We start from the raw sequence: 25,151 nt of genomic DNA on the forward strand, positions 1-25,151 counted from the left end.
GCTTTTGTGAGCGCAGCGGCACCGATCGACCGCGACGCGTGGCGATACCACCTGATTCCTCTGCCGAAACGTTATGAACACCGGAGCCGACCGTGTCAAAGGCCACAGCCGGCTCCGAAACGTTTACGACAACTGCCGTATGCCACTTTCGACTTGCGTGCTACCTCAACCGTGCCATCAGGGCGTGCTCGACCAGCGTGATCAGCGCGCTCTTGGCGTCGGCCCGGTGCCGGGCGTCGGTCGTGATGATCGGGGTGTCCGGTCCGATCTGCAGCGCCTCGCGCACCTCTTCCGGCTGGTAGGGCTGATGCCCGTCGAAACCGTTGAGCGCGACGACGAACGGCAGACCGCTGTTCTCGAAGTAGTCCACCGCCGGGAAGCAGTCGGCCAGTCGCCGGGTGTCCACCAGTACGACGGCACCGATCGCGCCGCGCACCAGATCGTCCCACATGAACCAGAAACGGTCCTGTCCGGGCGTGCCGAACAGGTACAGGATCAGGTCCTGGTCGAGCGTGATACGGCCGAAGTCCATGGCGACCGTGGTGGTCGTCTTGTCTCCGGTGTGGGTCAGGTCGTCGATGCCCGCGCTGGCGGACGTCATGACGGCCTCCGTGCGCAGCGGGTTGATCTCCGAGACGGCGCCGACGAACGTGGTCTTGCCCACGCCGAAGCCGCCCGCCACCACGATCTTCGCGGAGGTGGTGGCCCGGCCCGCGTCAGAGCTTGCGAAGTCCACTGAGCACCCTTTCGAGCAGCGTCACATCCGGAGCGCCGCCGTTGTTCTCGTCGCCACCCGGCTGGTGGATGGCGACCAGGCCGGCCTCGGCGAGGTCGGCGACCAGGATCCGGGCCACACCGAGCGGCATGGAGAGGAGCGCCGACACCTCCGCGACCGATTTCACCTCACGGCACAGGTGGCAGATGCGCTGGTGCTCCGGGAGCAGCCCCATGAGCGCTGCCGGGTCGGCCGTGGTGCTTATCAGCGCCTCTATGGCGAGCTGATAGCGCGGCCGCGTCCGGCCGCCGGTCATCGCGTACGGACGTACCAGCGGCTGGTCGCCCTCGTCCCCGTACGGCTCCGCGTACGGATCATGAGAGGCGGTGGGCGGGGTCATGAATCCTCCGGGCGGGACAGCAGGTCGGTCAGTCTTGCCGTCTGACAGGGCCGGTGGGGGGATTGTGGCGGCCGGACGGTGATTTCGTGAGGTGGGTGTTACCGGGGCCGGTCAGTGGAGCAGACTGCCCTGGAGTTCGGCGCGCAGGTCCGGCGTGAGGACCGCCCCTGCACGGTCGACGAGCAGTGCCATCTCGTAGCCGACGAGGCCGATGTCGCACTCGGGGTGGGCCAGGACGGCGAGGGACGAGCCGTCCGAGACCGACATGAGGAAGAGGAACCCGCGCTCCATCTCGACGACCGTCTGCGCCACGTTGCCGCCCTCGAAGATCCGGGACGCCCCGGCGGTCAGCGAGGTGAGCCCGGACGCGACGGCCGCCAGCTGGTCGGCACGGTCCCGCGGGAAGCCTTCCGACATCGCCAGAAGGAGACCGTCGGCGGACACGACGACGGTGTGGGACACACCGGGGGTGTTGTCCACGAAGTTGGTGATCAACCAGTTGAGGTTCTGTGCCGCCTGGCTCATCTGGCTCAACTAACGCTCCTGCTGGTGAGTGGGGTTCGGGTAGCTGCCGGTCTGGCCGTTGTTGGCCTGCCGACCCTGTGCGATACCCCGACGGAGATTGGTCAGTCGGCCGCGTACGTCGTCAGGCGCACGTGAGACCTGCGGACCGGTTTGGTGCTGTTGCTGCTGAGCCGTGCCCGGTACGAGGTTGGCCCGGGGCACCCGGCGCGGCAGGCCGGAGGTGGTGACGCCGCCCGCCGCCGGCTGCCGTACGCGCTCTGCCTGCCGGACGAGATCGTCGTTCGGCGAGCTGCGCCAGGCGCTCGGAGCGGGACGCTGGGGAGCCGCCGGAGCGGCCGAGGGAGCGGAGGCCTGCGACTGCTGCGGGGCCGGCGCCGAGCCGTTGCCCTGCTGCCCCGCCTGCTGGCCGCCGTGGAACCAGTTGGTCTCCAGGGTGTCGTACAGCGGTGTACGACCGTCGCCCGGACCGCTCGCCGGCGGCAGCGCCTCGGGCTCCTGACGGGCCGGACGGTGCTGCGGGGCCGGCGGACGCTGCCCGCCGAAGTCGCCCGCCTGCGGCCGCTCGTACTGGCCCGTCGGCTGGGCGAGGTTCTGGCGGCCGGGCAGGGAGTGCCGACCGGTGGACCCGCCGTCGTAGCCCGGCGCCGGGTACTGGCCGGTGGAACCGGCGTCGTACGCCTGCGGGGCGGCGAACTGGCCCGTGCCGGAGCCGTTCGGCTGCCCGGCCGGAGCGCCGAAGACGTCGGGGCGGACGAAGGAGCCCGTGTCCTGCTGGCCGTTCGCACCGGGACGGGCGAACTGACCGGTGTTCTGCGAGCTGTTGAAGTCCTGGCGGGGAACCACCGGAATCTCGGCCGTCGAACCCGGGCCCTGCCGGTCGTCGACGCGCGGCATGCGCGAGGTCTGCGCCGGGTCCTGCTCGTCGTGGCCGCGCGGGGCGTCCAGCGAGGCGCGGGAGACCTGCGGCTGCGCGTTGTCGTCGCTCCAGCTCGGGGTGCGCTGCTGCGGGTTGCCGCCGGGCAGCTCGGCCCGCGCACCGCCGCGCGGCGGGATCTGCCGGCCCTGGTCGGAGGCGTTGTTGCCGCGCTTCGGCGCCGCGGGACCACCGCGGCCGCCGAACATGTCCTGCTGGGACGCGCCCGTACCGGCCGCCTGCAGACCCTGCGGGGCACCCGGCGTCTGTCCGCCGAAGCCGGCACCGGCCGATGGGGGTGCCCCCTGCTCGAACGAAGCTGAGAGCTTGGGGGAGGGTCGGCCGCCCTGCTGGTTCGCGGCCGGGGTCTGCTGACCACGCGCGCCGCCCGGGGCACCGGGACGGCCGCCCTGGCCCGCGCCGGGCAGCGCCGCCCGCGGACCCTGACCGGAGCCGACCTGGCCCCGCGCGCCGGGGCCCGAGCCGAGCCGTCCGCCGCCGGCGCCGAGGGCGCCACCGGGGGCACCGGCACCGAGGAGCCGCCCTGGTTGTTGCGGCGGGCCGCGGCCGCACCGGCCGCTGCCTGCGCGGCCGCCGGACCGCCGCTCGCCGCGGGGGCGCCGGGCTTGCCGGGAGTGGGCTTCTTGCCGCCCTGGGCGACGTCGACGGGGAGCATGACCAGCGCGGTCGTGCCGCCGGAGTCGGACGGGCGGAGCTGGATGCGGATGCCGTGGCGCTGCGACAGACGGCCGACCACGAACAGACCCATGCGGCGGGACACCGAGACGTCCACGGTGGGCGGCGAGGCGAGCCGCTCGTTGATCGCCGCGAGGTCCTCGGGGGAGAGGCCGATACCGGTGTCGTGGATCTCGATCAGCACGCGGCCGTCGGGCAGCGCGTGACCGGTGACCTTGACCTTGGTCTGCGGCGAGGAGAACGAGGTGGCGTTCTCGAGCAGCTCGGCGAGCAGGTGCACGAGGTCGTTGACCACGCGGCCGGCCACTTCGGTGGTCGGCACGGCGGCCAGCTCGATGCGCTCGTACTGCTCCACCTCGGACGCGGCGGCGCGCAGGACGTCGACCAGCGGGACCGGGCGGGTCCAGCGGCGGCCGGGCTCTTCACCGGCGAGCACGAGAAGGTTCTCACCGTTACGGCGCATGCGGGTCGCGAGGTGGTCGAGCTTGAACAGCGAGGACAGCTGGTCCGGGTCGGCCTCGCGGGACTCGAGCTCGGAGATCAGCGACAGCTGGCGCTGGATGAGGCCCTGGGAGCGGCGCGAGAGGTTGGTGAACATCGCGTTGACGTTGCCCCGCAGCAGGGCCTGCTCGGCGGCGAGGCGGACCGCCTCGCGGTGCACGTCGTCGAAGGCCGCGGCCACCTGGCCGATCTCGTCCCGGGAGTGCACACCGACCGACTCCACCGACGTGTCGACGTCCTGCGGGTCGGACTCGGACAGCTGCTTGACCAGCTCGGGCAGCCGGTCCTGGGCGACCTTGGTGGCGGTCTCCTGGAGGCGGCGCAGCGAGCGGATCATGGAGCGGGCCACGACGAAGGCGCCGACCAGCGACACGCCGAGGACGATGAGGATCAGCGCACCGGAGATGATCGCGTCGCGCTCGGTGGCGTTGCGCAGCTCGCGGGCCTTCTGCTCCATGTCCTCGAGCAGTGAGTGCTCGATCTTCTTCATCTGCAGCAGCTTGGTCGAGCTGTCGTCCACCCAGTCGCGGTAGGAGCGCTTGCTCTGGTCGGTGAGGCCGCTGGGGCCGCTCAGGGCGCGCTTGGCGTAGGTGTCCGAGGCTTCGATGATCGAGTTGCCCGAGTCGATGGGCTTGAGGAGCTCGGCGACGTTGCCGCCGGCGTAGATCTTCCGGAAGATCGTCAGCTCGGAGCCCTCGCTGGAGAGTGCCGACTGGCCGTAGAGCCGGTCGTTGTCCGAGAGCCGGCCGGCCGTCGTGTTGTTGTCGGGCAGTGCCGCGGCGATGACGGCACGCTGCACGGACGCGTACTCCTTGGCGGTGGAGAACGCCGCCAGGGCGCGGGTGCGCTGGATCATCTCGGGGTTGCTGGAGGCCTCCGCCATGTCCTGCGAGAGATCGACCAGCTGGGTGATCAGCCGGTGGTACGACTCGACCGTCTGCGTCGAGTTGTCCTTGGACTCGTAGGCGCCGCGGCGGATCTTCGCGAGACCCTCCAGCTGGCCGACCAGGCCGACGAGGCTGTCACGGACGCCCTGGAGCTGTCCGTTCTTGCTCGCCGCGTCGATCTCCTCGGAGGAGTTGATGAAGTTCTGCTTCGCCCGGTCGGTCTTGTCCTGGTAGCCCTTGACCGTGTAGTCGGTCGCCTTGAGGCCGTGGGCCAGCGGACCGGCGGACTGGTCGCGCTCCTCCTGGAGCGCGTTGGCCAGTTCGGTGGCCTGCTTGGTCATGTCCGTCAGCAGCTTCATGTTGTCGAGCTGCTGGATGTCGGTCATGGAGTCGCTGATGCGCAGCGCGCCCAGCGAGGTGGCCGCGACCACGGGGAGCGCGAGCAGCGACACCAGGCGCGTGGAGATGCGCCAGTTGCGCAGTGCTATTCGGGCCCCGGGGCCGGTCGGACCCTGGACGGAGCTGACTGTCGGCGCGGGGCTCGGTGCTCCGGCCGCGCCGGGGCGCCCGGAGCGCTCACCGCCGTCGCCGATGGGAACCGGGCCCGGGGGGTTCTGGGCGTGCTGGGGCGAGGAACCGCGGTCGGTCCCGCCGTGCGGCTCCGGCTCCGCCGAAGCGCTGCCATCCCTCTTGAAACGTCCCTGCACTAGCGTCGCAACCTCTGGACCAGGCGCCCCTCCGCGCGAGCGGAAGGACACGGTGTCGGCGTTGTGGGGAGCGTCCTGAATACGCCCCCCGGGTGTTCGTGGGCTACCGACGCTGGCTCCCCCTTCTCGCCGCCGCTCGGCGCTGCTCTGCGCCCTGCGCGCCGGCTCGATCCCGCGGCGGTCCGTGGAATTCCAGCACAGTGCAGGATCTCCAACAAGGGCCGTGGACCGAGCTGTGACCTGAGTGACAATATGTGAGCGGGAGGTTACGAGACGTAGAAGATGATCTCGTACATAACGGACGAATCCGCGCGAGTGGCGGGAGTCGTGGCGGTGTCCCAGTCGCCATGATCAGGAGCGGAATGATGGCTTCAGGGGGCGAATGTCCGTTTCGTGGGCATGGATTGCGAGCCTGAATTGACCGGTTTGCGCGCGGAGTCGTGAGCAAACTCACATGCGGATCCAGGGCACTTGGCGACTTCGCCGGGGAATTGGATGTTTAGCCTGGCGCTTTACAGGACGTAACTCTCTGACAACCACTCACGACAGGGCCTCGTACAACCGTGAAGACGATGATGTTCCGCAACATAGCCAACCCGCGTCGCACGACCCTGGCGCACCTCGAGGACGCCGGCGAACTGCAGACCCCGGAGCAGCCGGAACACTCCGTCGACCTGCCTGCCCAGACCGCCAACCCCAAGCGCACCGTCCTCATGGAGGTCCCCGTGACCTCCTCCGTCGCGCAGTAGTACGACGGACGGCCGCCGGATGCTCAAGGCGGTCGGCGCGGAAGTTCCGGGGCGCCCCCCTTTGCCGCGTTAGCCTGGAGCGTCAGACTCCAGCCGGCTCAGTTAAGGGGCGCAAGGATCCCGTGCGCATCGCCAGGTTCTCCATCGACGGGAACGTCGCCTTCGGCGCGGTCGAGGGCGAGAAGCAGGACGAGCTCGTCCTGGACATCATCAAGGGCATCCCGTTCGCGGATCACGAGCTCTCCGGTACGAAGGTGCCGCTGAGCAAGGTCCGGCTGCTCCCGCCGGTGCTCCCCAACAAGGTCGTGGCCTTCGGCCGCAACTACGCGGAGCACGCCAGGGAGCTGGGCAACGAGGTCCCCGACGCCCCGTTCGCCTTCTTCAAGCCGTCCACCTCGGTGATCGGCCCCGGCGACGAGATCCAGTACCCCTCCTTCTCCGAGGAGCTCCACCACGAGGCGGAGCTGGCCGTGGTCATCGGCCGTATGTGCCGCGAGGTGCCGCGCGACCGCGTCAAGGACGTGATCTTCGGCTACACCTGCGCCAACGACGTCACCGCCCGCGATGTCCAGCGACGCGAGAAACAGTGGGCCCGGGCCAAGGGCTTCGACACGTCCTGCCCGCTCGGCCCGTGGGTGGAGACGGACCTGGACCTCGCCGCCGCGAACGATCTGACCGTCCAGCTCACGGTCAACGGCGAACAGCGCCAGCTGGGCCGTACGAGCGAGATGATCCACCCCATCGAGGATCTGATCGTCAACATCTCCGAGGCCATGACGCTGCTGCCCGGCGACGTGATCCTCACGGGCACCCCGGCCGGCGTCGGCCCCCTGCACGTCGGCGACGAGGTCGCCGTCACCATCGAAGGCATCGGCACTCTCACCAACAAGGTTGTCAAGCGTGGCTAGCGCATCCGGCACTCCCTCCCCCAAGTCCTCGGCTCCGCTCGGACAGGGGGTATCCCCACGCGTCCGTTTCTGCCCCTCGCCCACCGGTAACCCCCATGTGGGCCTGGTCCGCACCGCCCTGTTCAACTGGGCGTTCGCCCGGCACCACCAGGGCGCCCTGGTCTTCCGCATCGAGGACACCGACGCGGCCCGCGACTCCGAGGAGTCGTACGACCAGCTGCTCGACGCGATGCGCTGGCTGGGCTTCGACTGGGACGAGGGCCCCGAGGTCGGCGGCCCGCACGCGCCCTACCGCCAGTCGCAGCGCATGGACCTCTACAAGGACGTCGCGCAGAAGCTCCTGGACGGCGGTCACGCCTACCAGTGCTACTGCTCCCAGGAGGAGCTGGACACCCGCCGCGAGGCCGCGCGCGCTGCGGGCAGGCCCTCCGGCTACGACGGCCACTGCCGCGACCTGACCGCCGAGCAGGTCGAGCAGTACCGGGCCCAGGGCCGCACCCCGATCGTCCGCTTCCGGATGCCCGACGAGACGATCACCTTCACGGACCTGGTCCGCGGCGAGCTGACCTTCACCCCGGAGAACGTGCCGGACTACGGCATCGTCCGGGCGAACGGCGCCCCGCTGTACACGCTGGTGAACCCGGTCGACGACGCGCTGATGGAGATCACCCACGTCCTGCGCGGCGAGGACCTGCTCTCCTCCACCCCCCGCCAGATCGCCCTCTACAAGGCGTTGATCGAGCTCGGCATCGCCAAGCGGATCCCGTCCTTCGGGCATCTGCCGTACGTGATGGGCGAGGGCAACAAGAAGCTGTCCAAGCGCGACCCGCAGTCCTCGCTGAACCTCTACCGCGAGCGCGGGTTCCTCCCCGAGGGCCTGCTCAACTACCTCTCGCTGCTGGGCTGGTCGCTCTCGGCCGACCAGGACATCTTCTCGATGGACGAGATGGTGGCGGCCTTCGACGTCTCCGACGTGAACCCGAACCCGGCGCGCTTCGACCTGAAGAAGGCCGAGGCGATCAACGGCGACCACATCCGTCTGCTCGACGTGAAGGACTTCACCGAGCGCTGCCGGCCGTGGCTCCAGGCCCCGTTCGCCCCGTGGGCCCCGGAGGCCTTCGACGAGACGAAGTGGCAGGCCATCGCCCCGCATGCGCAGACCCGCCTCAAGGTCCTCGACGAGATCACCGACAACGTCGACTTCCTGTTCCTCGCCGAGCCGGTCTTCGACGAGGCGAGCTGGACGAAGGCCATGAAGGAGGGCTCGGACGCCCTGCTGCGTACCGCCCGCGAGAAGCTGGACGCGGCCGACTGGAACTCCGCGGAGTCCCTGAAGGAGGCCGTCCTGGCCGCCGGCGAGGCGCACGGCCTCAAGCTCGGCAAGGCCCAGGCCCCGGTCCGCGTGGCCGTCACCGGCCGCACGGTCGGTCTGCCGCTCTTCGAGTCCCTGGAGGTCCTGGGCAAGGAGAAGACCCTGGCCCGCATCGACGCGGCCCTGGCGAAGCTGACGGCCTAGCACGCACACCGAGGGGCGGCAACCGGGTCACCGGTTGCCGCCCCTCGGCCTTCGCCCGGCGTCGTCCGGCTCGTTCGGCCTAGGCTGGGGGCATGACGATCAGGGCCGTGATCTGGGACGTGGACGACACCCTCTTCGACTACACGAGCGCGGATCGCGAGGGCATGCGCTCCCATCTGGCGGCGGAGGGCATGCTCCACGGGTACGGGACCCCGGAGCGGGCCCTGGTGCGCTGGCGGGAGATCACCGATGCGCAGTGGGCCCGGTTCTCGGCGGGGGAGATTTCCTTCGAGGGCCAGCGGCGCGACCGCGTACGGGTGTTCCTGGACCAGGAGCTGACCGACGCCGAGGCGGATGCCTGGTTCCAGCGTTACATCGGCCACTACGAGGCCGCCTGGACCCTGTTCCCGGACGTCCTGCCCGCCCTCGACGCCCTCGCCGCCAGCCACCGGCACGCGGTGCTGTCCAACTCCAGCCTCATCGTCCAGGACCGCAAGCTGCGTGTGCTCGGCCTGCGTGACCGCTTCGAGGCCGTCCTGTGCGCGGCCGAACTGGGCGTCTCCAAGCCGCAGGCCGAGGCGTTCCTCGCCGCGTGCGACGCCCTGGCCCTCGCCCCGCACCAGGTCGCGTACGTCGGCGACCACCCGGAGATCGACGGGCGGGGCGCCGCCGAGGCCGGTCTGCTGTCCGTGTGGATCGATCGCGGCGGGGTGTACGCCGACCGTGTCGGGGCCGCCGTACCCCACCGGATCTCCACTCTCGCCGAACTCCCCGCGATCGTCGGCGCGGATACCCGTTTTGGAGCGCCGTCCACCTTCGGGTAATGTTCTTCCTGCGCCGAGGGGAGCGGGTCGGAAGACCAGGACCCCGGGGCGCAAAACTAGAACAAGGTCCGCTCAAGGGCTTGCGTTCCAGTGGCCTATGGTGTAATTGGCAGCACGACTGATTCTGGTTCAGTTAGTCTTGGTTCGAGTCCAGGTAGGCCAGCTCGCAGAGCTCATCTGCACCGCGGATCACATCCGCAAGCCCCCGTTGTGTAGCGGCCTAGCACGCTGCCCTCTCAAGGCAGTAGCGCCGGTTCGAATCCGGTCGGGGGTACTGGTTCCGATCAACTCGGAATCGCTAGGGCCCCCGTTGTGTAGCGGCCTAGCACGCCGCCCTCTCAAGGCGGTAGCGCCGGTTCGAATCCGGTCGGGGGTACTGACTGGTCTAAACCATCATTGGTCTATGGTGTAATTGGCAGCACGACTGATTCTGGTTCAGTTAGTCTTGGTTCGAGTCCAGGTAGACCAGCTCGGATCTGCGGAAACGTAAGATCCTCGCCCCCGTTGTGTAGCGGCCTAGCACGCCGCCCTCTCAAGGCGGTAGCGCCGGTTCGAATCCGGTCGGGGGTACAACAGGACGAAGGCCCTCCACCTCGGTGGAGGGCCTTCGGCGTTGGAGGGCCCTCACCGTCACCCGAAGCCGTACCGCCGCGCCGACTCCTCCTCCTGGGCCAGCCGGTGCAGCGCCTGGAGCATCGGCTCGACCAGCACCGCCGAGATCACCGCGCTCTCCGCCTTCTCCGCCTCCGACGGCTGCGCCTCCACGAAGTCCAGGTCGTACCGCGCCGCCTCGTGCATCAACATCGCGTAGAAGACCAGTCGTTGGGCGTCCCAGTCGTAGCCGAGCCGGCGGAACGCGGCGATCGCCACCACCAGGGAGCGGTACGAGGGGGAGACGGTGGTGAGCATCCGGGCGTTGGCCCAGCCCAGCACCTCCAGCAGCCCGTCCGCCTCACGGTGGGCGGCCTGCACGTACTCGTCGTCCTCGTCCGGCTCCGGCACCTGCGGCAGCGCCCACAGGGCGGCGCCCAGCCTGATGGTGCGGCCCAGTGAGTCGTCGTCGACATGCTCCAGCACCTCCCGCACCGTCGCCACCGGCAGCCGGCCGACCTGGATCATCGCGCGCACCAGCCGCAGCCGGCGCAGATGCTCCTCGTCGTACTCGGCGGTCGTCGCGTTGACCTGGTGGCCGGGCGCCAACAGCCCTTCGCGCAGGTAGTACTTGATCGTCGCGGTCGACACACCGCTGCGCTCACTCAGCTCGGCAAGCCGCATGCCTTGCGCCTCTCCTTGGGAAGTGCCACTATCCAAGCATTGAATGGAAGGATAGTGCTGCTATCCGATCGGACGAGAGGGTCGCGAATGTCCACCAGACCGGTTCCGGACCGCACCACCGCGGCGGCAGAGGGTGACGTGGTGGTCCTGCTGATCGGCATGCGCATCAACCGCTTCTGGGCGGTGCACCAGTGGCTCCCGGTCCTGCTGGCGATGCTGCGCATGCTGCGGGAGCTGGCTCGCGACCGGAGCCGGGGACTGCTGGGGCGGATCCTGCTGACCGCCTCGCCGCGCACGTACTACGTCGTGCAGTACTGGGAGTCCAAGGAGAAGCTCTACGCGTACGCGACCGCGCCCGACGCCTTCCACCACCGGGCCTGGGCGCTGATCAACCGCAAGGAGAAGGCCGGGAAGGTCCGGGGGCACGTGGGCATCTGGCACGAGACGTATGTCGTGCCGGAGGGTTCGTACGAGTCCGTCTACGGCGACATGCCGCCGTTCGGCCTGGCAGCGGCGCACGGACAGGTACCGCTGGAGCGCCGGGGCCGATACGCGAAGGACCGGCTCGCATACCGGTCGCGGCGGACGCCCGAGACCGAGAAGGCCGGCTGAGGCGGGGGGACGGCGGGAAGGCCTGCCGCGGCGTCGACGACGGCTTGGGCGTGCATACGGCCCGGGTGGCGTGTCAGGCGCTCGACGGGGCGGGGCCACCACGCGGTTGGATGGGTCGCGCATCGGGCGCGGAGGTGGACGCGACGCCCGGCTCGCGCTCGCCGATGGGCTGGGCCCAGCCGCGGCGCCGTACGCCTGACAGGGCTGTTGCCGTGGAACGGGGGCGTGGGGGAGGGCCTGCCGCGGCGTTGGGGCGGGCCTCCCCGGTGCGTGTTCCGAGGGTGCGAAGGGGTCAGCCGGAGCGGCGCAGTGCCTCGGAGAGGCGGCCGGCGGCGTCGATGACCGCCTGGGCGTGCATACGGCCCGGGTGGCGCGTCAGGCGCTCGATGGGGCCGGAGACGGACACCGCGGCCACCACGCGGTTGGACGGGCCGCGCACGGGCGCGGAGACGGACGCGACGCCCGGCTCGCGCTCGCCGATGGACTGGGCCCAGCCGCGGCGCCGTACGCCCGACAGGGCCGTCGCCGTGAAGCGAGCCCCCTGCAGTCCCCGGTGCAGGCGCTCCGGCTCCTCCCAGGCGAGCAGGATCTGCGCCGAGGAGCCGGCCTTCATGGTGAGGGTGGAGCCGACCGGGACGGTGTCCCGAAGGCCGGACAGCCGCTCCGCCGCGGCCACACAGATACGCATGTCACCCTGGCGCCGGTAGAGCTGCGCGCTCTCGCCGGTGACATCGCGGAGATGCGTGAGCACCGGGCCCGCCGTCGCCAGCAGGCGGTCCTCGCCCGCCGCCGCGGCCAGCTCGGCCAGGCGCGGCCCGAGGATGAACCGGCCCTGCATGTCGCGTGCCACCATGCGGTGGTGTTCCAGAGCCACGGCAAGCCGGTGGGCCGTGGGTCGTGCCAGTCCGGTGGCCCCGACCAGACCCGCGAGGGTGGCCGGACCGGACTCCAGAGCGCTGAGGACAAGGGCTGCCTTGTCCAGAACGCCGACGCCGCTACTGTTGTCCATGCAACGATACTCACGTCTCACTCTGTGAAACGCAAGTTCAATTTTCCGTGAGACGCGCAACCCTTGTACGAACAGCGGCCCGCGCACCGAACGGGCCTGGCGGCAGGCGCCCGGCACAGGGTGCGGGGACCGCCTCCCAAGATCTCTAGTTGGGCCGGCGCACCTTTGCCGGCCGGAGGGAAAGCGATGGGTAGGACACTCGCGGAGAAGGTCTGGGACGACCATGTCGTCCGGCGCGCCGAGGGCGAGCCCGACCTCCTCTTCATCGATCTGCACCTGCTGCACGAGGTGACCAGCCCGCAGGCTTTCGACGGCCTGCGCCTCAGCGGCCGCCCGGTGCGCCGTCTCGACCTCACCATCGCGACCGAGGACCACAACACCCCGACCCTCGACATCGACAAGCCCATCGCGGACCCGGTCTCCCGCGCCCAGCTGGAGACCCTGCGCAAGAACTGCGCCGAGTTCGGTGTGCGGCTGCACCCGCTGGGCGACGTCGAGCAGGGCGTCGTGCACGTCGTCGGCCCGCAGCTGGGTCTGACCCAGCCCGGCACGACGGTCGTCTGCGGTGACTCCCACACCTCCACGCACGGTGCCTTCGGCGCGCTGGCGTTCGGCATCGGCACCTCCCAGGTGGAGCATGTGCTGGCCACCCAGACGCTCCCGCTGGCCCGCCCGAAGACCATGGCCATCACGGTCGACGGCGACCTGCCCGAGGGCGTCACCGCCAAGGACCTGATCCTGGCGATCATCGCCAGGATCGGTACGGGCGGCGGCCAGGGCTACATCCTGGAGTACCGCGGCTCCGCCATCGAGAAGCTCTCGATGGAGGCCCGCATGACCATCTGCAACATGTCGATCGAGGCCGGCGCCCGCGCGGGCATGATCGCCCCCGACGAGACGACCTTCGCGTACATCAAGGGCCGCGCCCACGCCCCCGAGGGCGAGGACTGGGACGCCGCCGTGGCGTACTGGAAGACCCTGAAGACGGACGAGGACGCGGTCTTCGACGCCGAGGTGCACATCGACGCCGCCGCCCTCTCGCCGTTCGTCACCTGGGGCACCAACCCCGGCCAGGGCGCGCCGCTTTCGGCGTCCGTCCCCGACCCGGCTTCGTACGAAGACGCTTCGGAGCGCCTGGCCGCCGAAAAGGCCCTGGAATACATGGGGTTGGAGGCCGGTCAGCCGCTGCGCTCCATCAAGGTGGACACCGTCTTCGTAGGCTCCTGCACCAACGGCCGCATCGAGGACCTGCGCGCCGCCGCCGAGATCGTCAAGGACCGCAAAGTCGCCGACGGCGTACGGATGCTGGTCGTCCCGGGCTCCGCGCGCGTGGGCCTGCAGGCCGTCTCCGAGGGCCTGGACGTGGTCTTCAAGGAGGCCGGCGCCGAATGGCGGCACGCGGGCTGCTCGATGTGTCTGGGCATGAACCCGGACCAGCTGGCCCCCGGTGAGCGCTCCGCGTCCACCTCCAACCGCAACTTCGAGGGCCGGCAGGGCAAGGGCGGCCGTACGCACCTGGTGTCGCCGCAGGTCGCGGCCGCGACGGCCGTCCTGGGCCACCTGGCGTCCCCCGCCGACCTGTCCGCCGACACCCCCGCGCCCGCTGGAGTCTGATCAGTCATGGAAGCATTCACCACCCACACCGGCCGGGCCGTCCCGCTGCGCCGCAGCAACGTCGACACGGACCAGATCATCCCTGCTCACTGGCTCAAGAAGGTGACCCGGGACGGTTTCGAGGACGGGCTGTTCGAGGCCTGGCGCAAGGACGAGAGCTTCATCCTCAACCGGCCCGAGCGCAAGGGCGCCACGGTCCTGGTCGCGGGCCCCGACTTCGGCACCGGCTCCTCCCGTGAGCACGCAGTCTGGGCGCTGCAGAACTACGGCTTCAAGACGGTGATCTCGTCCCGCTTCGCCGACATCTTCCGGGGCAACTCGCTGAAGAACGGCCTGCTCACAGTGGTTCTGGAGCAGAAGACCGTGGACGCGCTGTGGGAGCTCACCGAGAAGGACCCCACGGCCGAGATCACGGTGGACCTTGAGGCCCGTGAGGTGCGCGCCGAGGGCGTCACCGCCTCCTTCGAGCTGGACGAGAACTCCCGCTGGCGGCTGCTGAACGGCCTGGACGACATCTCCATCACCCTCCAGAACGAGGCCGACATCGCCACGTACGAGGCCAAGCGCCCGTCGTACAAGCCGCGGACGCTCCAGAGCTGACCGGCGCCTGATCCAGGTCTGATTTCGGCCACCGCAGCGCCTCTTCTGTACCCCCGATCGCCACGATTGGGGGTACAGCCATGTCTGCACCCGAACGGCCCCGCGCGTTCTCGCACGTCGGCCCAACTTCCCACGTTACGAAGGCTGTTGCCGGGGTACGTGAGTGCAGTATCCGCGTCCTTCGCAAGTGCCCGGAAGGCCATTTGAGGCGGCAGTTGCACCCTGCGCAGGCGACAACTCGCCCCAGATGGCACAATCTGTGCATGGAACACGACGGCCAACTCGAGCTCTATGCGGCGGTCGCGGACCAACTGAAGGAAGCGCACACAAGAGTGCGCGCACTGCAAGTCCCGGAGGGCGTACGGATGGCGCTGACCCGGAAGCTGCTGGTCATTACGGCCGCGGCCAAGCACGATCTCGCCGATGCGGCAAGGCGTCTGGAGCGGTTCACGGCGGACCTCGACGAGGGTCGATTCCCCGACGAGGAAGGCTGAACCGCACGAGACAGCCGAGTCCGTTGCGGCGCACGGGTGATAAGCCCGTTTCGTGTTTGATTTGCGGTATATATCTGCCTAACGTGCGAAAAAGCTTGAACACTTTCGTTCTGGCGATGTCTCCGAAGGGGAAGACGTGAACAAGGCGCAGCTCGTAGAAGCGATTGCCGACAAGCTCGGCGGCCGCCAGCAGGCCGCCGACGCTGTCGACGCGGTCCTGGACGCCATCGTCCGCGCGACGGTCGCCGGGGACCGGGTCTCGGTCACCGGTTTCGGTTCCTTCGAGAAGGTGGACCGTCCCGCCCGCTACGCCCGCAACCCCCAGACGGGCGAGCGGGTTCGGGTCAAGAAGACCTCCGTGCCGCGCTTCCGCGCCGGTCAGGGCTTCAAGGACCTGGTGAGCGGCACGAAGAAGCTCCCGCGCGGCGGCGAGGTCGCCGTCAAGAAGGCACCCAAGGGCAGCCTGACCGGCGGCGCGGCCGCGACGGTCAAGAAGGCCGCCGCGAAGAAGGTCACCGCCAAGAAGGCGGCGGCCAAGAAGGTCACCGCCAAGAAGGCGGCACCCGCGAAGAAGGTCACCGCGAAGAAGACCACGGCGAAGAAGACGACCGCCAAGAAGACCACGGCCGCGGCGAAGAAGACCACGGCGGCGGCGAAGAAGACCACCGCCAAGAAGGCCCCGGCGAAGAAGGTCACGGCCAAGAAGGCCCCCGCCAAGAAGTCGACGGCACGCAAGACCACCGCCAAGAAGGCCACCGCCCGCTGATCAGCAGGGCGCAGGGCACTCACACGCCGGGCCGGACTCCCCTCGGGAGCCCGGCCCGCGGCGCGTTCAGAACGTCTGCAGGGTCACCAGCGTGATGCGGAGGTCCTTTCCGGAGCCCTCCGCCGGTTCCGTCTCGATCCGTACGCGCTGGCCGGGGCGCAGCAGGCGGAGGCCTCCGGCGTCGAATGCGGGGGCGTCGAAGGGCAGCGGGGTGCCGTCGTCGAGCAGCACCTGACCGCTGCGGGTGTTCGGGTCGTACGTGTATGCCGTCGCGTGCATGACGGTCAGCGTAGTGCCCCCGGCGGCTCGCCGTCGGGCTGCGGGCCGTCTGCCGACTGCGGGTCTGTCGTGGCTGGTCGCGCGGTTCCCCGCGCCCCTGGGCCCGGCGCCCCGCGCCGGGCGTCTCAGGACCCCGGTATCAGCAAGCCCGCCGATACCGACGCCGTGTGGGGGCCCACCCCGAGGGCCAGGGCCGCTCGTAGGTCATCGCCCGTGTCCACGTCCTGTCGTACCGAGTCGACCGCTTCGAGGCGGAGTTCCACCGCCCCCGAGGCGCGGTGCCGGGACCGGGAATCGGTGCCGAATGCCGGGTCCAATTCCCGGTCCGGGGCCGCCGCCAGCAGGGTGGTCCCGATTGCGGCCGCATCGGCGAGAAAGGCACGCGGGAATTCCGCCGCGGCCGCCAGCACCCGGGACAATTCCGCGGGCCGCAGGGCCGGCAGGTCGGCGTTCAGGGCCGCCACGGGAGTTCCCGGACGCGACGACCGTACGACCCCCGCTCCGTGCGCCAGCGCGGCGTTCAGGCCGCCGGCCGGCTCGTCCGGGACGATCCGGGCACCCAGCGCCGCCAGCTCGCGCCCGGCCAGCTCGTCGTCCGTGACGACCGCCACATCCTTGACCTGCGGACATGCCAGCGCCGCGGCCACCGTGTCCTGCGCGAACGCGAGTGCCAGTGCCGGGCGCACCCCGTCGGCGGCGGTGTCCGAGAGCCTGCTCTTGGCCCGCGCGAGGGGCTTGAGGGGTATGACCAAGGTCCACTGCACCGACGTACCGTCCCTCTCTTGTTGCGGACATTGTCACCCGGGTCATCCGGCGGTTCCGGTCATCGGGCGTACGGTGTCCTCGACAGACCGGCGGCCCGGGGCGACACTTGTGCGGCCCCCGCACCCGGGGAGAAGGCCTAGAGGAAGGTGTCCGTGTGTCCCGCCGCAGAATCGGGTTCTGGTACCGCTTCGCAGCGGTCCTCTGCAAACCGCCGCTGGTGGTTCTGCTCAAGCGGGACTGGCATGGAATGGAGAACATTCCGGCCGACGGCGGATTTATCACCGCGGTGAACCACAATTCACACGTCGACCCCTTCGCGTACGCGCACTATCAGTACAACACCGGACGGGTTCCGCGATTCCTGGCGAAGAGCGGGCTTTTCAAGAAGGGATTCGTCGGGGCCGCGATGCGCGGCACCGGGCAGATCCCCGTCTACCGCGAGAGCACCGACGCGCTCAGCGCGTTCCGGGCCGCGATCGACGCCGTGGAGCGCGGTGAGTGCGTCGCCTTCTACCCCGAGGGCACCCTCACCCGCGACCCGAACGGCTGGCCCATGACCGGCAAGACCGGTGCCGCGCGCGTGGCGCTGCAGACCAAGTGCCCGGTCATCCCGGTCGCCCAGTGGGGCGCCAACGAACTGCTGGCGCCGTACGCCAAGAAGCCCGACCTCTGGCCGCGCAAGACGCACCGCGTCCTCGCGGGCCCGCCGGTCGACCTGTCGCGCTTCTACGACCAGGAGATGACTCCGGAGCTCCTCAAGGAGGCCACCGAGGTCATCATGGCCGCCATCACCCGCCTGCTGGAGGAGATCCGCGGCGAGAAGGCGCCCGAAACGCCCTACGACCCGCGCCGGGAGCGGATCGAGCAGCGACGCAGGACCGCGGCGCAGACGCAGACCCAGAGCAAGCAGGCAGAAGGGCAGGGACAGGGCAAGTGAGCAAGCCGGTCAAGGCAGGGGTCTTCAGCGCCGGTTCGTGGGGCACGGCCTTCGGCATGGTGCTCGCCGACGCGGGCTGCGAGGTCACCGTCTGGGCGCGCCGCGCGGAGGTCGCCGAGGCGATCAACTCCACCCGGACGAACCCGGACTACCTGCCGGGCGTCGAGCTCCCGGAGAACCTGCGGGCCACCACCGACCCGGCCGAGGCCGCCGCAGGCGCCGACTTCACGGTCCTGTCGGTCCCCTCCCAGACCCTGCGCGCCAACCTTGCGGAATGGGTTCCGCTGCTCGCCCCCGACACCGTTCTCGTCTCCCTGATGAAGGGCGTCGAGCTGGGCTCCGCGATGCGGATGAGCGAGGTCATCGACGACGTCGCCAAGGTCGGCCAGGACCGTATCGCCGTGGTCACCGGGCCCAACCTGGCCCGGGAGATCGCCGCGCGCATGCCCGCCGCCGCCGTGGTCGCCTGCACCGACGAGGCGGTCGCCCAGCGGCTCCAGGCCGCCTGTCACACGCCGTACTTCCGCCCGTACACCAACACCGACGTCGTCGGCTGCGAACTCGGCGGCGCGGTCAAGAACGTGATCGGCCTCGCGGTCGGCATCGCCGACGGCATGGGCCTCGGCGACAACGCCAAGGGCTCGCTCATCACCCGCGGCCTCGCCGAGACCACCCGGCTCGGCCTGGCGCTCGGCGCCGACCCGCTGACCTTCTCCGGACTCGCGGGCCTGGGCGACCTGGTGGCCACCTGCTCCTCGCCGCTCTCCCGCAACCACACCTTCGGCACCAACCTCGGCAAGGGCATGACCCTGGAGGAGACGATCGCGGTCACCAAGCAGACCGCCGAGGGCGTCAAGTCGTGCGAGTCCGTGGCGGATCTGGCCCGCCGGCACGGCGTCGACATGCCCATCACGGAGACGGTCGTGGACATCGTGCACGAGGGCAAGCCGCCGGTGGTGGCCCTCAAGGAGCTGATGTCGCGCAGCGCAAAGCCGGAACGACGCTGAGCGATCCCGCCTGTAGGACGCTGTCTCGGGGCCCTACCACCGGGTACTCTCAACGCGATATGAGCACCGAGAACCTCCCCCAGAGCCCTGAGCAGCCGTCCCGCAAGCCGCGCGTGGCCGTCGTGTTCGGCGGGCGCAGCTCCGAACACGGGATCTCCGTGGTCACCGCTGGCGCCGTACTACGCGCCATCGACCGGACGAAGTACGACGTCCTCCCGATCGGCATCACCCGGGACGGCCGTTGGGCGCTCACCGCCGACGAGCCGGACCGGATGGCCATCACCGACCGCCGCACCCCGACCGTCGAGGAGCTCGCGGAGTCCAGCGAGGGCGGCGTGGTGCTCCCCGTCGACCCCGCCAACCGCGAGGTCGTCTACAGCGAGCCCGGATCGGTGCCCAAGGCCCTCGGCGAGGTCGACGTGGTCTTCCCGGTGCTGCACGGCCCCTACGGCGAGGACGGCACCCTCCAGGGCCTCCTGGAACTCTCCGGCGTGCCGTACGTGGGCGCGGGTGTGCTCGCCTCGGCCGTCGGCCAGGACAAGGAGTACATGAAGCGGGTGTTCACCTCCTTCGGGCTCAAGGTCGGCCCGTACGTGGTGATCAGGCCCCGCGAGTGGCAGCAGGACGAGTCCGCCGCCCGCAAGAAGATCATCGACTTCGCCGGCGAGCACGGCTGGCCGCTGTTCGTGAAGCCCGCGCGCGCGGGTTCGTCGATCGGCATCACCAAGGTCGACGACCTGTCCGGCCTGGACGAGGCGATCGCCGAGGCGCAGAGCCACGACCCCAAGATCCTGGTGGAGGCCGCGGTGCGCGGCCGCGAGATCGAGTGCGGCGTCCTGGAGTTCGAGGACGGGCCGCGGGCCTCCGTGCCGGCCGAGATCCCGCCGCCGGACGCGCACGCCTACTACGACTTCGAGGCCAAGTACATCGACTCCACGCCCGGCATCGTCCCGGCGCCGCTCACCGACGAGGAGACCGCCGAGGTGCGGCGGCTCGCGGTGGACGCCTTCGAGGCGGCCTCGTGCGAGGGTCTGGTCCGCGCCGACTTCTTCCTCGCCGAGGACGGCGAGTTCGTGATCAACGAGATCAACACGATGCCCGGCTTCACGCCGATCTCGATGTACCCGCAGATGTGGCAGGCGACCGGGATCAGCTACCCGGAACTGGTGGACCGGCTGGTCGAGGCCGCGCTGCGCCGCTCGACCGGGCTGCGCTAGAGAGTCGGCCCGTGGCGATGGGGTCGGGCCTGCCCGGTCGGCGAAAACCAAGCTGGCTGGGCCTGCCGCCGGGCCGGCGGGATGTCAGGTCTGTGGAGCTGGTGTAAGACCGATGGTTGGCACTCCAACCCTTCGCCGTCAGTTCGGGTCGGCAGCTGTCGATGAAGCAGAAGGCCAACCCGTGGGGGTTGAATCCCCTGCTCCGGCTGGGGGAGAAGTCAAGTCATGGAGGCGATCCCCGTGGGGATCGCCTTTTTGACGGAAGCCGCCATCTCGGCGAGCACCCGGGCGCTGTCGTCCTGACTCGACAGTTCCTTCGGCAGGATCAGCTGCACATAGGCTTCGCGCTGGGCCGTGGTGAACCGCCACGTCCCGTCGTCCTGCTTCTCCATGAGCCAGTCGACGCCGTCGACGGCGCCGCCGATCGCGTTCGGGTCGGTGCCGTGGGCCACCTTGGGGTCGATCATCTTGGGCGGCCGCACGACACCGCAGCGCAGTATGATCGCCGGGCTTCCCCAGCCCGCCGTGTAGGCGGACCGGGGTTCGGGGTCGTTGCGGCTCCGTCCGTCCAGCTTCTTCGGCAGCACCTCGTGCAGCTCGCGGCACAACCCGGCCGTCTTCGCGTCGGGACTGGGAACCGCGACGGTGGCACTGTCGTCTGCTGATGAGCAGCCCGCGACGGAGATCAGCAGGGCCAGCGCGGGCAGACCGATGAGCCGGTGACGGAACATGTTCACCGGCCAAGGGTAGACGGGGGCTACAGATGCACGACCGGGCAGGTCAGGGTGCGGGTGATGCCGTCCACTTGCTGGACCTTGGCGACCACCATGCGCCCGAGGTCGTCGACGGTGTCGGCCTGCGCCCGCACGATGACGTCGTACGGTCCGGTCACGTCCTCGGCCTGGATGACTCCAGGGATCTTGCTGATCGTCTCGGCGACGGTCGACGCCTTGCCGACCTCCGTCTGGATCAGGATGTACGCCTGTACCACGGAACCTCCAGGGCGGCCACGAGGATCATGTGGGGAAAAGGAACGCCACGGTATCGCGTCGTCGCTCGCCGCGGGGAGACCTGCGCAGGCCCGGACATCCGCGCCGGGGTGCAGGCACGACAGAAGTTGACGGTCACCTCGACCGTATCGAGGACGATGATGGTGCGCGAACGGGCACGGACAGGGACAGAAGGGGCGAAGGGTCAATGAAGGGCACTGTTGGTGAGCTCGGGGAGTTCGGGCTCATCAGGGAGCTCACCTCCCGTCTGACGACCACCCCGGTGGTCCGGGTCGGTCCCGGCGACGACGCCGCGGTGGTCGCCGCGCCCGACCGCAGGGTCGTGGCGAGCACCGACATCCTCCTGGAGGGGCGGCACTTCCGCCGTGACTGGTCCACGGCGTACGACGTGGGGCGCAAGGCGGCCGCGCAGAACCTCGCGGACATCGCGGCCATGGGCGCCGTACCGACCGCGCTGCTGCTCGGTCTGGTCGTCCCCGCCGAACTCCCGGTCACCTGGCCCAGCGAGCTGATGGACGGCCTGCGCGACGAGTGCCAGGTCGCGGGCGCCGCCGTGGTCGGCGGGGATGTCGTACGGGGCGACACGATCATGGTGTCGATCACCGCGCTCGGCGATCTGCGCAACCAGGAGCCGGTGACCCGGGCCGGAGCGCAGCCCGGCGACCTCGTCGCGGTGACCGGCTGGCTCGGCTGGTCCGCGGCCGGGTACGCGGTGCTCTCGCGCGGCTTCCGCTCGCCGCGCGCCTTCGTCGAGGCCCACCGCCGCCCCGAACCGCCGTACCACGCCGGTCCCGCGGCCGCCGGGCTCGGCGCGACCGCGATGTGCGACGTGAGCGACGGACTGATCGCCGACCTCGGGCACATCGCCGAGGCCAGCAAGGTCCGCATAGACATCCGCTCCGGCGCGATCGACATCCCGTCCCAGATGAACGACATCGGTCAGGCCGTCGGCGTCGACCCGCTCCAGTGGGTGCTGACCGGGGGCGAGGACCACGCGATCGTGGCGACCTTCCCGCCGGACGTGAAGCTGCCGGCCCGCTGGAAGGTCATCGGCGAGGTCCTCAACCCCTCGGCGCTGCCCCAGGTGACGGTCGACGGGGCACCGTGGACCAGCAAGGGCGGCTGGGACCACTTCGGGGACATGGAGCCGTGAGCGCCCCGCCGAGGGTCCTGACCGTCGCCGGCTCCGACTCCGGCGGCGGCGCGGGCATCCAGGCCGACCTGAAGACGATGCTCGCGCTCGGTGTGCACGGCATGAGCGTGATCACGGCGGTCACCGCGCAGAACTCCCTCGGCGTGCGGGGGGCCTGGGAGCTGCCGGCGGAGGCGGTGCGGGCCCAGTACCGCAGCGTCGTCGACGACATCGGCGTACAGGCCGTGAAGACCGGCATGCTCGCCTCGGCCGAACTCGTCGAGACCGTGGCCGCGTTGATCGGCGACACGGACGCCCCCGCGGTCGTGGACCCGGTCGGCGTCTCCAAGCACGGGGACTCGCTGCTGGCCGCCTCCGCGCTTGACTCGATGCGCACGAAGCTGCTGCCGGTGGCGACCGTGGCCACCCCGAACCTCGACGAGGTGACCCAACTCACCGGCGTGCGGGTCGAATCGGAGGAGGGGCTGCGGGAGGCCGCGGCCGCCGTGCTGGCCCACGGCCCGCGCTGGGTGCTGATCAAGGGCGGCCATCTGCCCGGAGACGCCGTGGACCTGCTCACCGACGGGTCAGAGGAACACTGGCTGCGGGCGCCTCGGCACGACAACCGGCACACGCACGGCACCGGCTGCACACTCGCGTCCGCGATCGCGGCGGGGCTGGCGCAGGGGCGCTCCGTGCCGGAGGCGGTCACCGAGGCGAAGGCGTACGTCACCGGGGCGATCGCGGGCGGGTTCGCGCTGGGCGGGGGGATCGGGCCGGTGGATCACGCCTGGCGGTTCCGCGCCTGACTCGTAGGAACGGCAAAAAGCCGGCCCACCCGCAGGTGGACCGGCTCGATGCAGCGAACCAGCAGTGGCCGCGCGCTGCGATGTGTCAGCGCGAGACCTTGCCGGCCTTGATGCACGAGGTGCAGGCGTTCACGCGCTTCGGCGTCCCGCCGACCACGGTACGCACACGCTGGATGTTCGGGTTCCAGCGGCGGGACGTACGGCGGTGCGAGTGCGAGATGTTGTTGCCGAAGCCCGGCCCCTTGCCGCAGACGTCGCAGTTGGCAGCCACGGGTCACTCCAAAGACTTCAGATGCACTTACGGTTGATCCCGGCAAGCCGGGACCTAGATTCTAGAACCTGAGATCTTGAGTGGCGTTGCCAGGGGAATGGCCCGATCGGATCGGGCAACCGGAGCAGCATACAACGACTGCGCCCGTACAACGAAACTACCATGGCAGCTCAGGGCCCCGCTCCCGGCCCTCTTCCGGTGGACGGCGACCCGGGGTCTACGCTGCGTCCGACGTCCAGCAGCTCAGGGAGGCGCAGGTGGCGCAGGTGCCGCAGACATTCTTCGATGCTCTCGCGGTACGCACCTGGTGCGGTCTCGCGCTCCGGGCGCTGGGGCAGGCGCGCGAGGAGATCGACGCGATCAACGTGTACCCGGTGGCGGACGGGGACACCGGCACGAACCTGTATCTGACCCTGGAGTCGGCCGAGGCGGCGGTCGAGGCGGTCTTCGCCGGGTACGAGACGGCCCCGGCGAACGGCACGGGGCCGTCGCTGGCCGATGCCGTGCACGCCATGGCGCACGGGGCCCTCATCGGGGCGCGGGGCAACTCCGGGACGATCCTCGCCCAGCTGCTGCGCGGCATGACCCAGGTGCTCACCGCCGACGGTGCGGCCGCCCACACGGACGGCGAAGGGCTGCGACTCGCCCTGAGGCACGCTGCCGACTCGGCCCGCCGGGCCGTGGCCCACCCCGTCGAGGGCACGGTCCTGTCCGTCGCCACGGCCGCCGCCGCCGCGGCCGAGGGCACCGAGGGGGACTGCGGGACGGTTGCCCGCGCGGCCTACGAGGGGGCGCGTACGGCTCTCGCGGCGACTCCGGGGCAGCTGGCCGTCCTGCAGCGGGCCGGAGTGGTCGACGCGGGCGGGCGGGGGCTGGTGGCGGTCCTGGCCGCCCTGGTGGAGACGTTCACGGGGGAGGCGCCGACGGGCGCGCAGGGGGCGGCGCCCGCCTATGTGGGGCACCTGGCGGCCGTCGCGGAGGCGCACGCGCGCGGGGTGGCCGCTTCCGCGGAGGCGACAAGGTGCGGCGACGGGGCGGAGGACGGCGGTCCCGCCTTCGAGGTGATCTATCTGCTGGAGGCCGACGACGACGCCGTGGCACGGCTGCGGGACCGGCTCGACGCCCTCGGGGACTCCCTCGTGGTGGTCGGCGGGGACGGGCTGTGGAACGTCCATGTGCACGTCGACGACGCGGGCGCCGCGGTGGAGGCGGGCGTCGAGGCCGGGCGGCCGTACCGGATCCGGATCACCCACTTCGGGCTCGGCGATGTGCACACCGGCGGCGCCCGGCCGCCCCGCGAGCGGATCCAGCGCGCCGTGGTGGCCGTCGTGCCCGGCGAGGGCCTGGCCGGGCTGTACACCGAGGCCGGCGCCACCACCGTGCTCGCCCGCCCCGGCGAGCCGCCCGCCAGCGGAGAGCTCGTCGAGGCCGTACGACGTGCCCACGCGCGCGAGGTGGTGCTGCTGCCCAACGACGCCGACCTGCGCCACACGGCGGCCGCGGCGGCCGAACAGGCCCGCGCCGAGGGCATTCGCGTCGCCCTCATCCCGACCCGCTCGGCCGTCCAGGGCATCGCCGCGCTCGCGGTCCACGAGCCGCAGCGCCGCTTCGACGAGGACGTCGTCCAGATGACCTCGGCCGCCGGCGCCACCCGCTACGCCGAGATCACCGTCGCCGAGCGCCAGTCCTGGACCATGGCCGGCATCTGCCAGGCCGGCGACGTCCTCGGCCTCATCGACGGCGACGTCGCGGTCATCGGCTCGGACGTCACCGCCGCCGCCGAGACCGTCCTGGACCGCATGCTCCAGGCCGGCGGAGAACTGGTCACCCTGGTCCTCGGCGACGACGCACCGGAGGAGATCGCCGACCGCCTGGAGGCCCGCGTCCGCGAGACCTACCTCGCCGTCGACACGGTGGTGTACCGGGGCGGTCGGCAGGGAGCCCTGCTGCTCATCGGCGTGGAATGAACCGCACGCCCGCCGTGCGGCAGCGCCACCCGACATGAGCACCGCG

25 protein-coding genes, 5 tRNA genes and 2 pseudogenes are annotated in these 25,151 nt (G+C 70.5%); 20 read left to right on the forward strand and 12 right to left on the reverse strand.

Annotated features, from left to right (window positions below; all coding sequences use genetic code 11):
• Positions 1 to 160: 160 nt before the first annotated feature.
• From N8I87_RS28740 to N8I87_RS28755, 4 genes and pseudogenes are all read right to left on the reverse strand, one after another.
• Positions 161 to 736 carry a GTP-binding protein gene (locus N8I87_RS28740; RefSeq protein WP_263213112.1) on the reverse strand — a complete coding sequence of 192 codons (576 nt, stop codon included), beginning with the start codon at positions 734 to 736 and terminating at the stop codon, positions 161 to 163.
• A complete protein-coding gene (locus N8I87_RS28745; protein ID WP_263213113.1) occupies positions 717 to 1,115 on the reverse strand; it encodes a DUF742 domain-containing protein in 399 nt (132 codons plus the stop codon). The genes N8I87_RS28740 and N8I87_RS28745 overlap by 20 nt, the downstream gene beginning before the upstream one ends.
• Positions 1,116 to 1,226: 111 nt before the next feature.
• Positions 1,227 to 1,640: a roadblock/LC7 domain-containing protein gene (locus tag N8I87_RS28750; RefSeq protein ID WP_003973453.1), complete on the reverse strand. Its 414-nt coding sequence runs from the start codon at positions 1,638 to 1,640 to the stop codon at positions 1,227 to 1,229.
• 9 nt (positions 1,641 to 1,649) lie between these two features.
• A pseudogene (locus tag N8I87_RS28755) lies at positions 1,650 to 5,344 on the reverse strand (sensor histidine kinase).
• A 572-nt stretch (positions 5,345 to 5,916) separates the two neighbouring features.
• Between N8I87_RS28755 and N8I87_RS28760 the strand changes: the two are divergent.
• From N8I87_RS28760 to N8I87_RS28800, 9 genes are all read left to right on the forward strand, one after another.
• Complete coding sequence (locus N8I87_RS28760; RefSeq protein WP_263213114.1) at positions 5,917 to 6,093, forward strand: hypothetical protein; 177 nt, start codon at positions 5,917 to 5,919, stop codon at positions 6,091 to 6,093.
• A 122-nt stretch (positions 6,094 to 6,215) separates the two neighbouring features.
• Positions 6,216 to 7,001, forward strand: a complete 786-nt coding sequence (locus N8I87_RS28765) for a fumarylacetoacetate hydrolase family protein (RefSeq protein WP_263213115.1) — start codon at positions 6,216 to 6,218, stop codon at positions 6,999 to 7,001.
• The gene (gene gltX, locus N8I87_RS28770) at positions 6,994 to 8,517 is read left to right on the forward strand and encodes a glutamate--tRNA ligase (protein ID WP_263213116.1); all 1,524 of its coding nucleotides are present in this window, start codon (positions 6,994 to 6,996) and stop codon (positions 8,515 to 8,517) included. Before N8I87_RS28765 ends, gltX begins: the two co-directional genes overlap by 8 nt.
• A 92-nt stretch (positions 8,518 to 8,609) precedes the next feature.
• The gene (locus N8I87_RS28775) at positions 8,610 to 9,341 is read left to right on the forward strand and encodes an HAD family hydrolase (protein WP_263213118.1); all 732 of its coding nucleotides are present in this window, start codon (positions 8,610 to 8,612) and stop codon (positions 9,339 to 9,341) included.
• A gap of 91 nt (positions 9,342 to 9,432) precedes the next feature.
• A tRNA-Gln gene (locus N8I87_RS28780) sits at positions 9,433 to 9,504 on the forward strand.
• A 38-nt stretch (positions 9,505 to 9,542) separates the two neighbouring features.
• A tRNA-Glu gene (locus tag N8I87_RS28785) sits at positions 9,543 to 9,615 on the forward strand.
• 29 nt (positions 9,616 to 9,644) lie between these two features.
• Positions 9,645 to 9,717 (forward strand) — tRNA-Glu (locus N8I87_RS28790).
• Between the two features lie 21 nt (positions 9,718 to 9,738).
• Positions 9,739 to 9,810: transfer RNA gene (locus N8I87_RS28795), tRNA-Gln, on the forward strand.
• Positions 9,811 to 9,838: 28 nt separating this feature from the next.
• Positions 9,839 to 9,911, forward strand: a tRNA-Glu gene (locus N8I87_RS28800).
• A gap of 60 nt (positions 9,912 to 9,971) precedes the next feature.
• Here the strand turns inward: N8I87_RS28800 and N8I87_RS28805 are convergent.
• A complete protein-coding gene (locus N8I87_RS28805; protein ID WP_263213120.1) occupies positions 9,972 to 10,616 on the reverse strand; it encodes a MerR family transcriptional regulator in 645 nt (214 codons plus the stop codon).
• Positions 10,617 to 10,703: 87 nt separating this feature from the next.
• Between N8I87_RS28805 and N8I87_RS28810 the strand changes: the two genes are divergently transcribed.
• Entirely contained in the window at positions 10,704 to 11,228 is a 525-nt protein-coding gene (locus N8I87_RS28810) for a DUF4188 domain-containing protein (RefSeq protein WP_263213121.1), read from the forward strand.
• Positions 11,229 to 11,245: 17 nt separating this feature from the next.
• Here N8I87_RS28810 and N8I87_RS28815 read toward each other — a convergent pair.
• Positions 11,246 to 11,448: pseudogene (locus N8I87_RS28815) on the reverse strand (IclR family transcriptional regulator domain-containing protein); the annotation flags it as partial.
• A 72-nt stretch (positions 11,449 to 11,520) separates the two neighbouring features.
• Positions 11,521 to 12,237: an IclR family transcriptional regulator NdgR gene (gene ndgR / locus N8I87_RS28820; RefSeq protein ID WP_014675221.1), complete on the reverse strand. Its 717-nt coding sequence runs from the start codon at positions 12,235 to 12,237 to the stop codon at positions 11,521 to 11,523.
• A gap of 186 nt (positions 12,238 to 12,423) precedes the next feature.
• On the opposite strand from ndgR, the gene leuC reads away from it, so the two are divergent.
• The 4 genes from leuC to N8I87_RS28840 all read left to right on the forward strand — a co-directional run bounded on the left by leuC (position 12,424) and on the right by N8I87_RS28840 (position 15,711).
• Positions 12,424 to 13,851 (forward strand): 3-isopropylmalate dehydratase large subunit, encoded by a 1,428-nt coding sequence (gene leuC, locus N8I87_RS28825; RefSeq protein ID WP_263213124.1) that lies wholly within the window; start codon positions 12,424 to 12,426, stop codon positions 13,849 to 13,851.
• 6 nt (positions 13,852 to 13,857) lie between these two features.
• Positions 13,858 to 14,451 (forward strand): 3-isopropylmalate dehydratase small subunit, encoded by a 594-nt coding sequence (gene leuD, locus N8I87_RS28830; RefSeq protein WP_263213126.1) that lies wholly within the window; start codon positions 13,858 to 13,860, stop codon positions 14,449 to 14,451.
• Positions 14,452 to 14,714: 263 nt separating this feature from the next.
• Positions 14,715 to 14,945 carry an SCO5555 family protein gene (locus N8I87_RS28835; protein WP_263213127.1) on the forward strand — a complete coding sequence of 77 codons (231 nt, stop codon included), beginning with the start codon at positions 14,715 to 14,717 and terminating at the stop codon, positions 14,943 to 14,945.
• Between the two features lie 136 nt (positions 14,946 to 15,081).
• On the forward strand, positions 15,082 to 15,711 hold the full coding sequence (locus N8I87_RS28840; protein WP_263213129.1) for an HU family DNA-binding protein: 630 nt from the start codon (positions 15,082 to 15,084) through the stop codon (positions 15,709 to 15,711).
• A 66-nt stretch (positions 15,712 to 15,777) separates the two neighbouring features.
• On the opposite strand, the gene N8I87_RS28845 is transcribed toward N8I87_RS28840, so the two are convergent.
• Both N8I87_RS28845 and cofC read right to left on the reverse strand, forming a co-directional pair.
• On the reverse strand, positions 15,778 to 15,990 hold the full coding sequence (locus N8I87_RS28845) for a hypothetical protein (RefSeq protein WP_263213131.1): 213 nt from the start codon (positions 15,988 to 15,990) through the stop codon (positions 15,778 to 15,780).
• A gap of 125 nt (positions 15,991 to 16,115) precedes the next feature.
• The gene (gene cofC, locus N8I87_RS28850) at positions 16,116 to 16,754 is read right to left on the reverse strand and encodes a 2-phospho-L-lactate guanylyltransferase (RefSeq protein ID WP_263213133.1); all 639 of its coding nucleotides are present in this window, start codon (positions 16,752 to 16,754) and stop codon (positions 16,116 to 16,118) included.
• A gap of 155 nt (positions 16,755 to 16,909) precedes the next feature.
• Here cofC and N8I87_RS28855 point away from each other — a divergent pair, with 155 nt between their 5' ends.
• The 3 genes from N8I87_RS28855 to N8I87_RS28865 are packed head-to-tail and all read left to right on the forward strand — an operon-like array spanning position 16,910 to position 19,916.
• The gene (locus tag N8I87_RS28855; protein WP_263213135.1) at positions 16,910 to 17,692 is read left to right on the forward strand and encodes a lysophospholipid acyltransferase family protein; all 783 of its coding nucleotides are present in this window, start codon (positions 16,910 to 16,912) and stop codon (positions 17,690 to 17,692) included.
• On the forward strand, positions 17,689 to 18,699 hold the full coding sequence (locus N8I87_RS28860; protein WP_263213136.1) for an NAD(P)H-dependent glycerol-3-phosphate dehydrogenase: 1,011 nt from the start codon (positions 17,689 to 17,691) through the stop codon (positions 18,697 to 18,699). Before N8I87_RS28855 ends, N8I87_RS28860 begins: the two co-directional genes overlap by 4 nt.
• A gap of 59 nt (positions 18,700 to 18,758) precedes the next feature.
• The gene (locus N8I87_RS28865; RefSeq protein WP_263213138.1) at positions 18,759 to 19,916 is read left to right on the forward strand and encodes a D-alanine--D-alanine ligase family protein; all 1,158 of its coding nucleotides are present in this window, start codon (positions 18,759 to 18,761) and stop codon (positions 19,914 to 19,916) included.
• A 218-nt stretch (positions 19,917 to 20,134) separates the two neighbouring features.
• Here N8I87_RS28865 and N8I87_RS28870 read toward each other — a convergent pair whose 3' ends face one another.
• Positions 20,135 to 20,653 carry a DUF3515 domain-containing protein gene (locus tag N8I87_RS28870; protein WP_263213139.1) on the reverse strand — a complete coding sequence of 173 codons (519 nt, stop codon included), beginning with the start codon at positions 20,651 to 20,653 and terminating at the stop codon, positions 20,135 to 20,137.
• Positions 20,654 to 20,673: 20 nt separating this feature from the next.
• The gene (locus N8I87_RS28875) at positions 20,674 to 20,907 is read right to left on the reverse strand and encodes an Lrp/AsnC family transcriptional regulator (protein WP_003997603.1); all 234 of its coding nucleotides are present in this window, start codon (positions 20,905 to 20,907) and stop codon (positions 20,674 to 20,676) included.
• A 206-nt stretch (positions 20,908 to 21,113) separates the two neighbouring features.
• On the opposite strand from N8I87_RS28875, the gene N8I87_RS28880 reads away from it, so the two are divergent.
• Positions 21,114 to 22,079: a thiamine-phosphate kinase gene (locus N8I87_RS28880; RefSeq protein WP_263213143.1), complete on the forward strand. Its 966-nt coding sequence runs from the start codon at positions 21,114 to 21,116 to the stop codon at positions 22,077 to 22,079.
• Positions 22,076 to 22,867: a bifunctional hydroxymethylpyrimidine kinase/phosphomethylpyrimidine kinase gene (thiD, locus tag N8I87_RS28885; protein ID WP_263213144.1), complete on the forward strand. Its 792-nt coding sequence runs from the start codon at positions 22,076 to 22,078 to the stop codon at positions 22,865 to 22,867. Before N8I87_RS28880 ends, thiD begins: the two co-directional genes overlap by 4 nt.
• Positions 22,868 to 22,952: 85 nt before the next feature.
• Here the strand turns inward: thiD and rpmB are convergent, their stop codons facing one another.
• Positions 22,953 to 23,138, reverse strand: a complete 186-nt coding sequence (rpmB, locus tag N8I87_RS28890; protein ID WP_003993230.1) for a 50S ribosomal protein L28 — start codon at positions 23,136 to 23,138, stop codon at positions 22,953 to 22,955.
• Between the two features lie 257 nt (positions 23,139 to 23,395).
• On the opposite strand from rpmB, the gene N8I87_RS28895 reads away from it, so the two are divergent.
• On the forward strand, positions 23,396 to 25,105 hold the full coding sequence (locus N8I87_RS28895) for a DAK2 domain-containing protein (protein ID WP_263213150.1): 1,710 nt from the start codon (positions 23,396 to 23,398) through the stop codon (positions 25,103 to 25,105).
• Positions 25,106 to 25,151: the final 46 nt, after the last annotated feature.

The organism is Streptomyces sp. HUAS 15-9, from assembly GCF_025642155.1.
Taxonomy (GTDB): Bacteria; Actinomycetota; Actinomycetes; order Streptomycetales; family Streptomycetaceae; genus Streptomyces.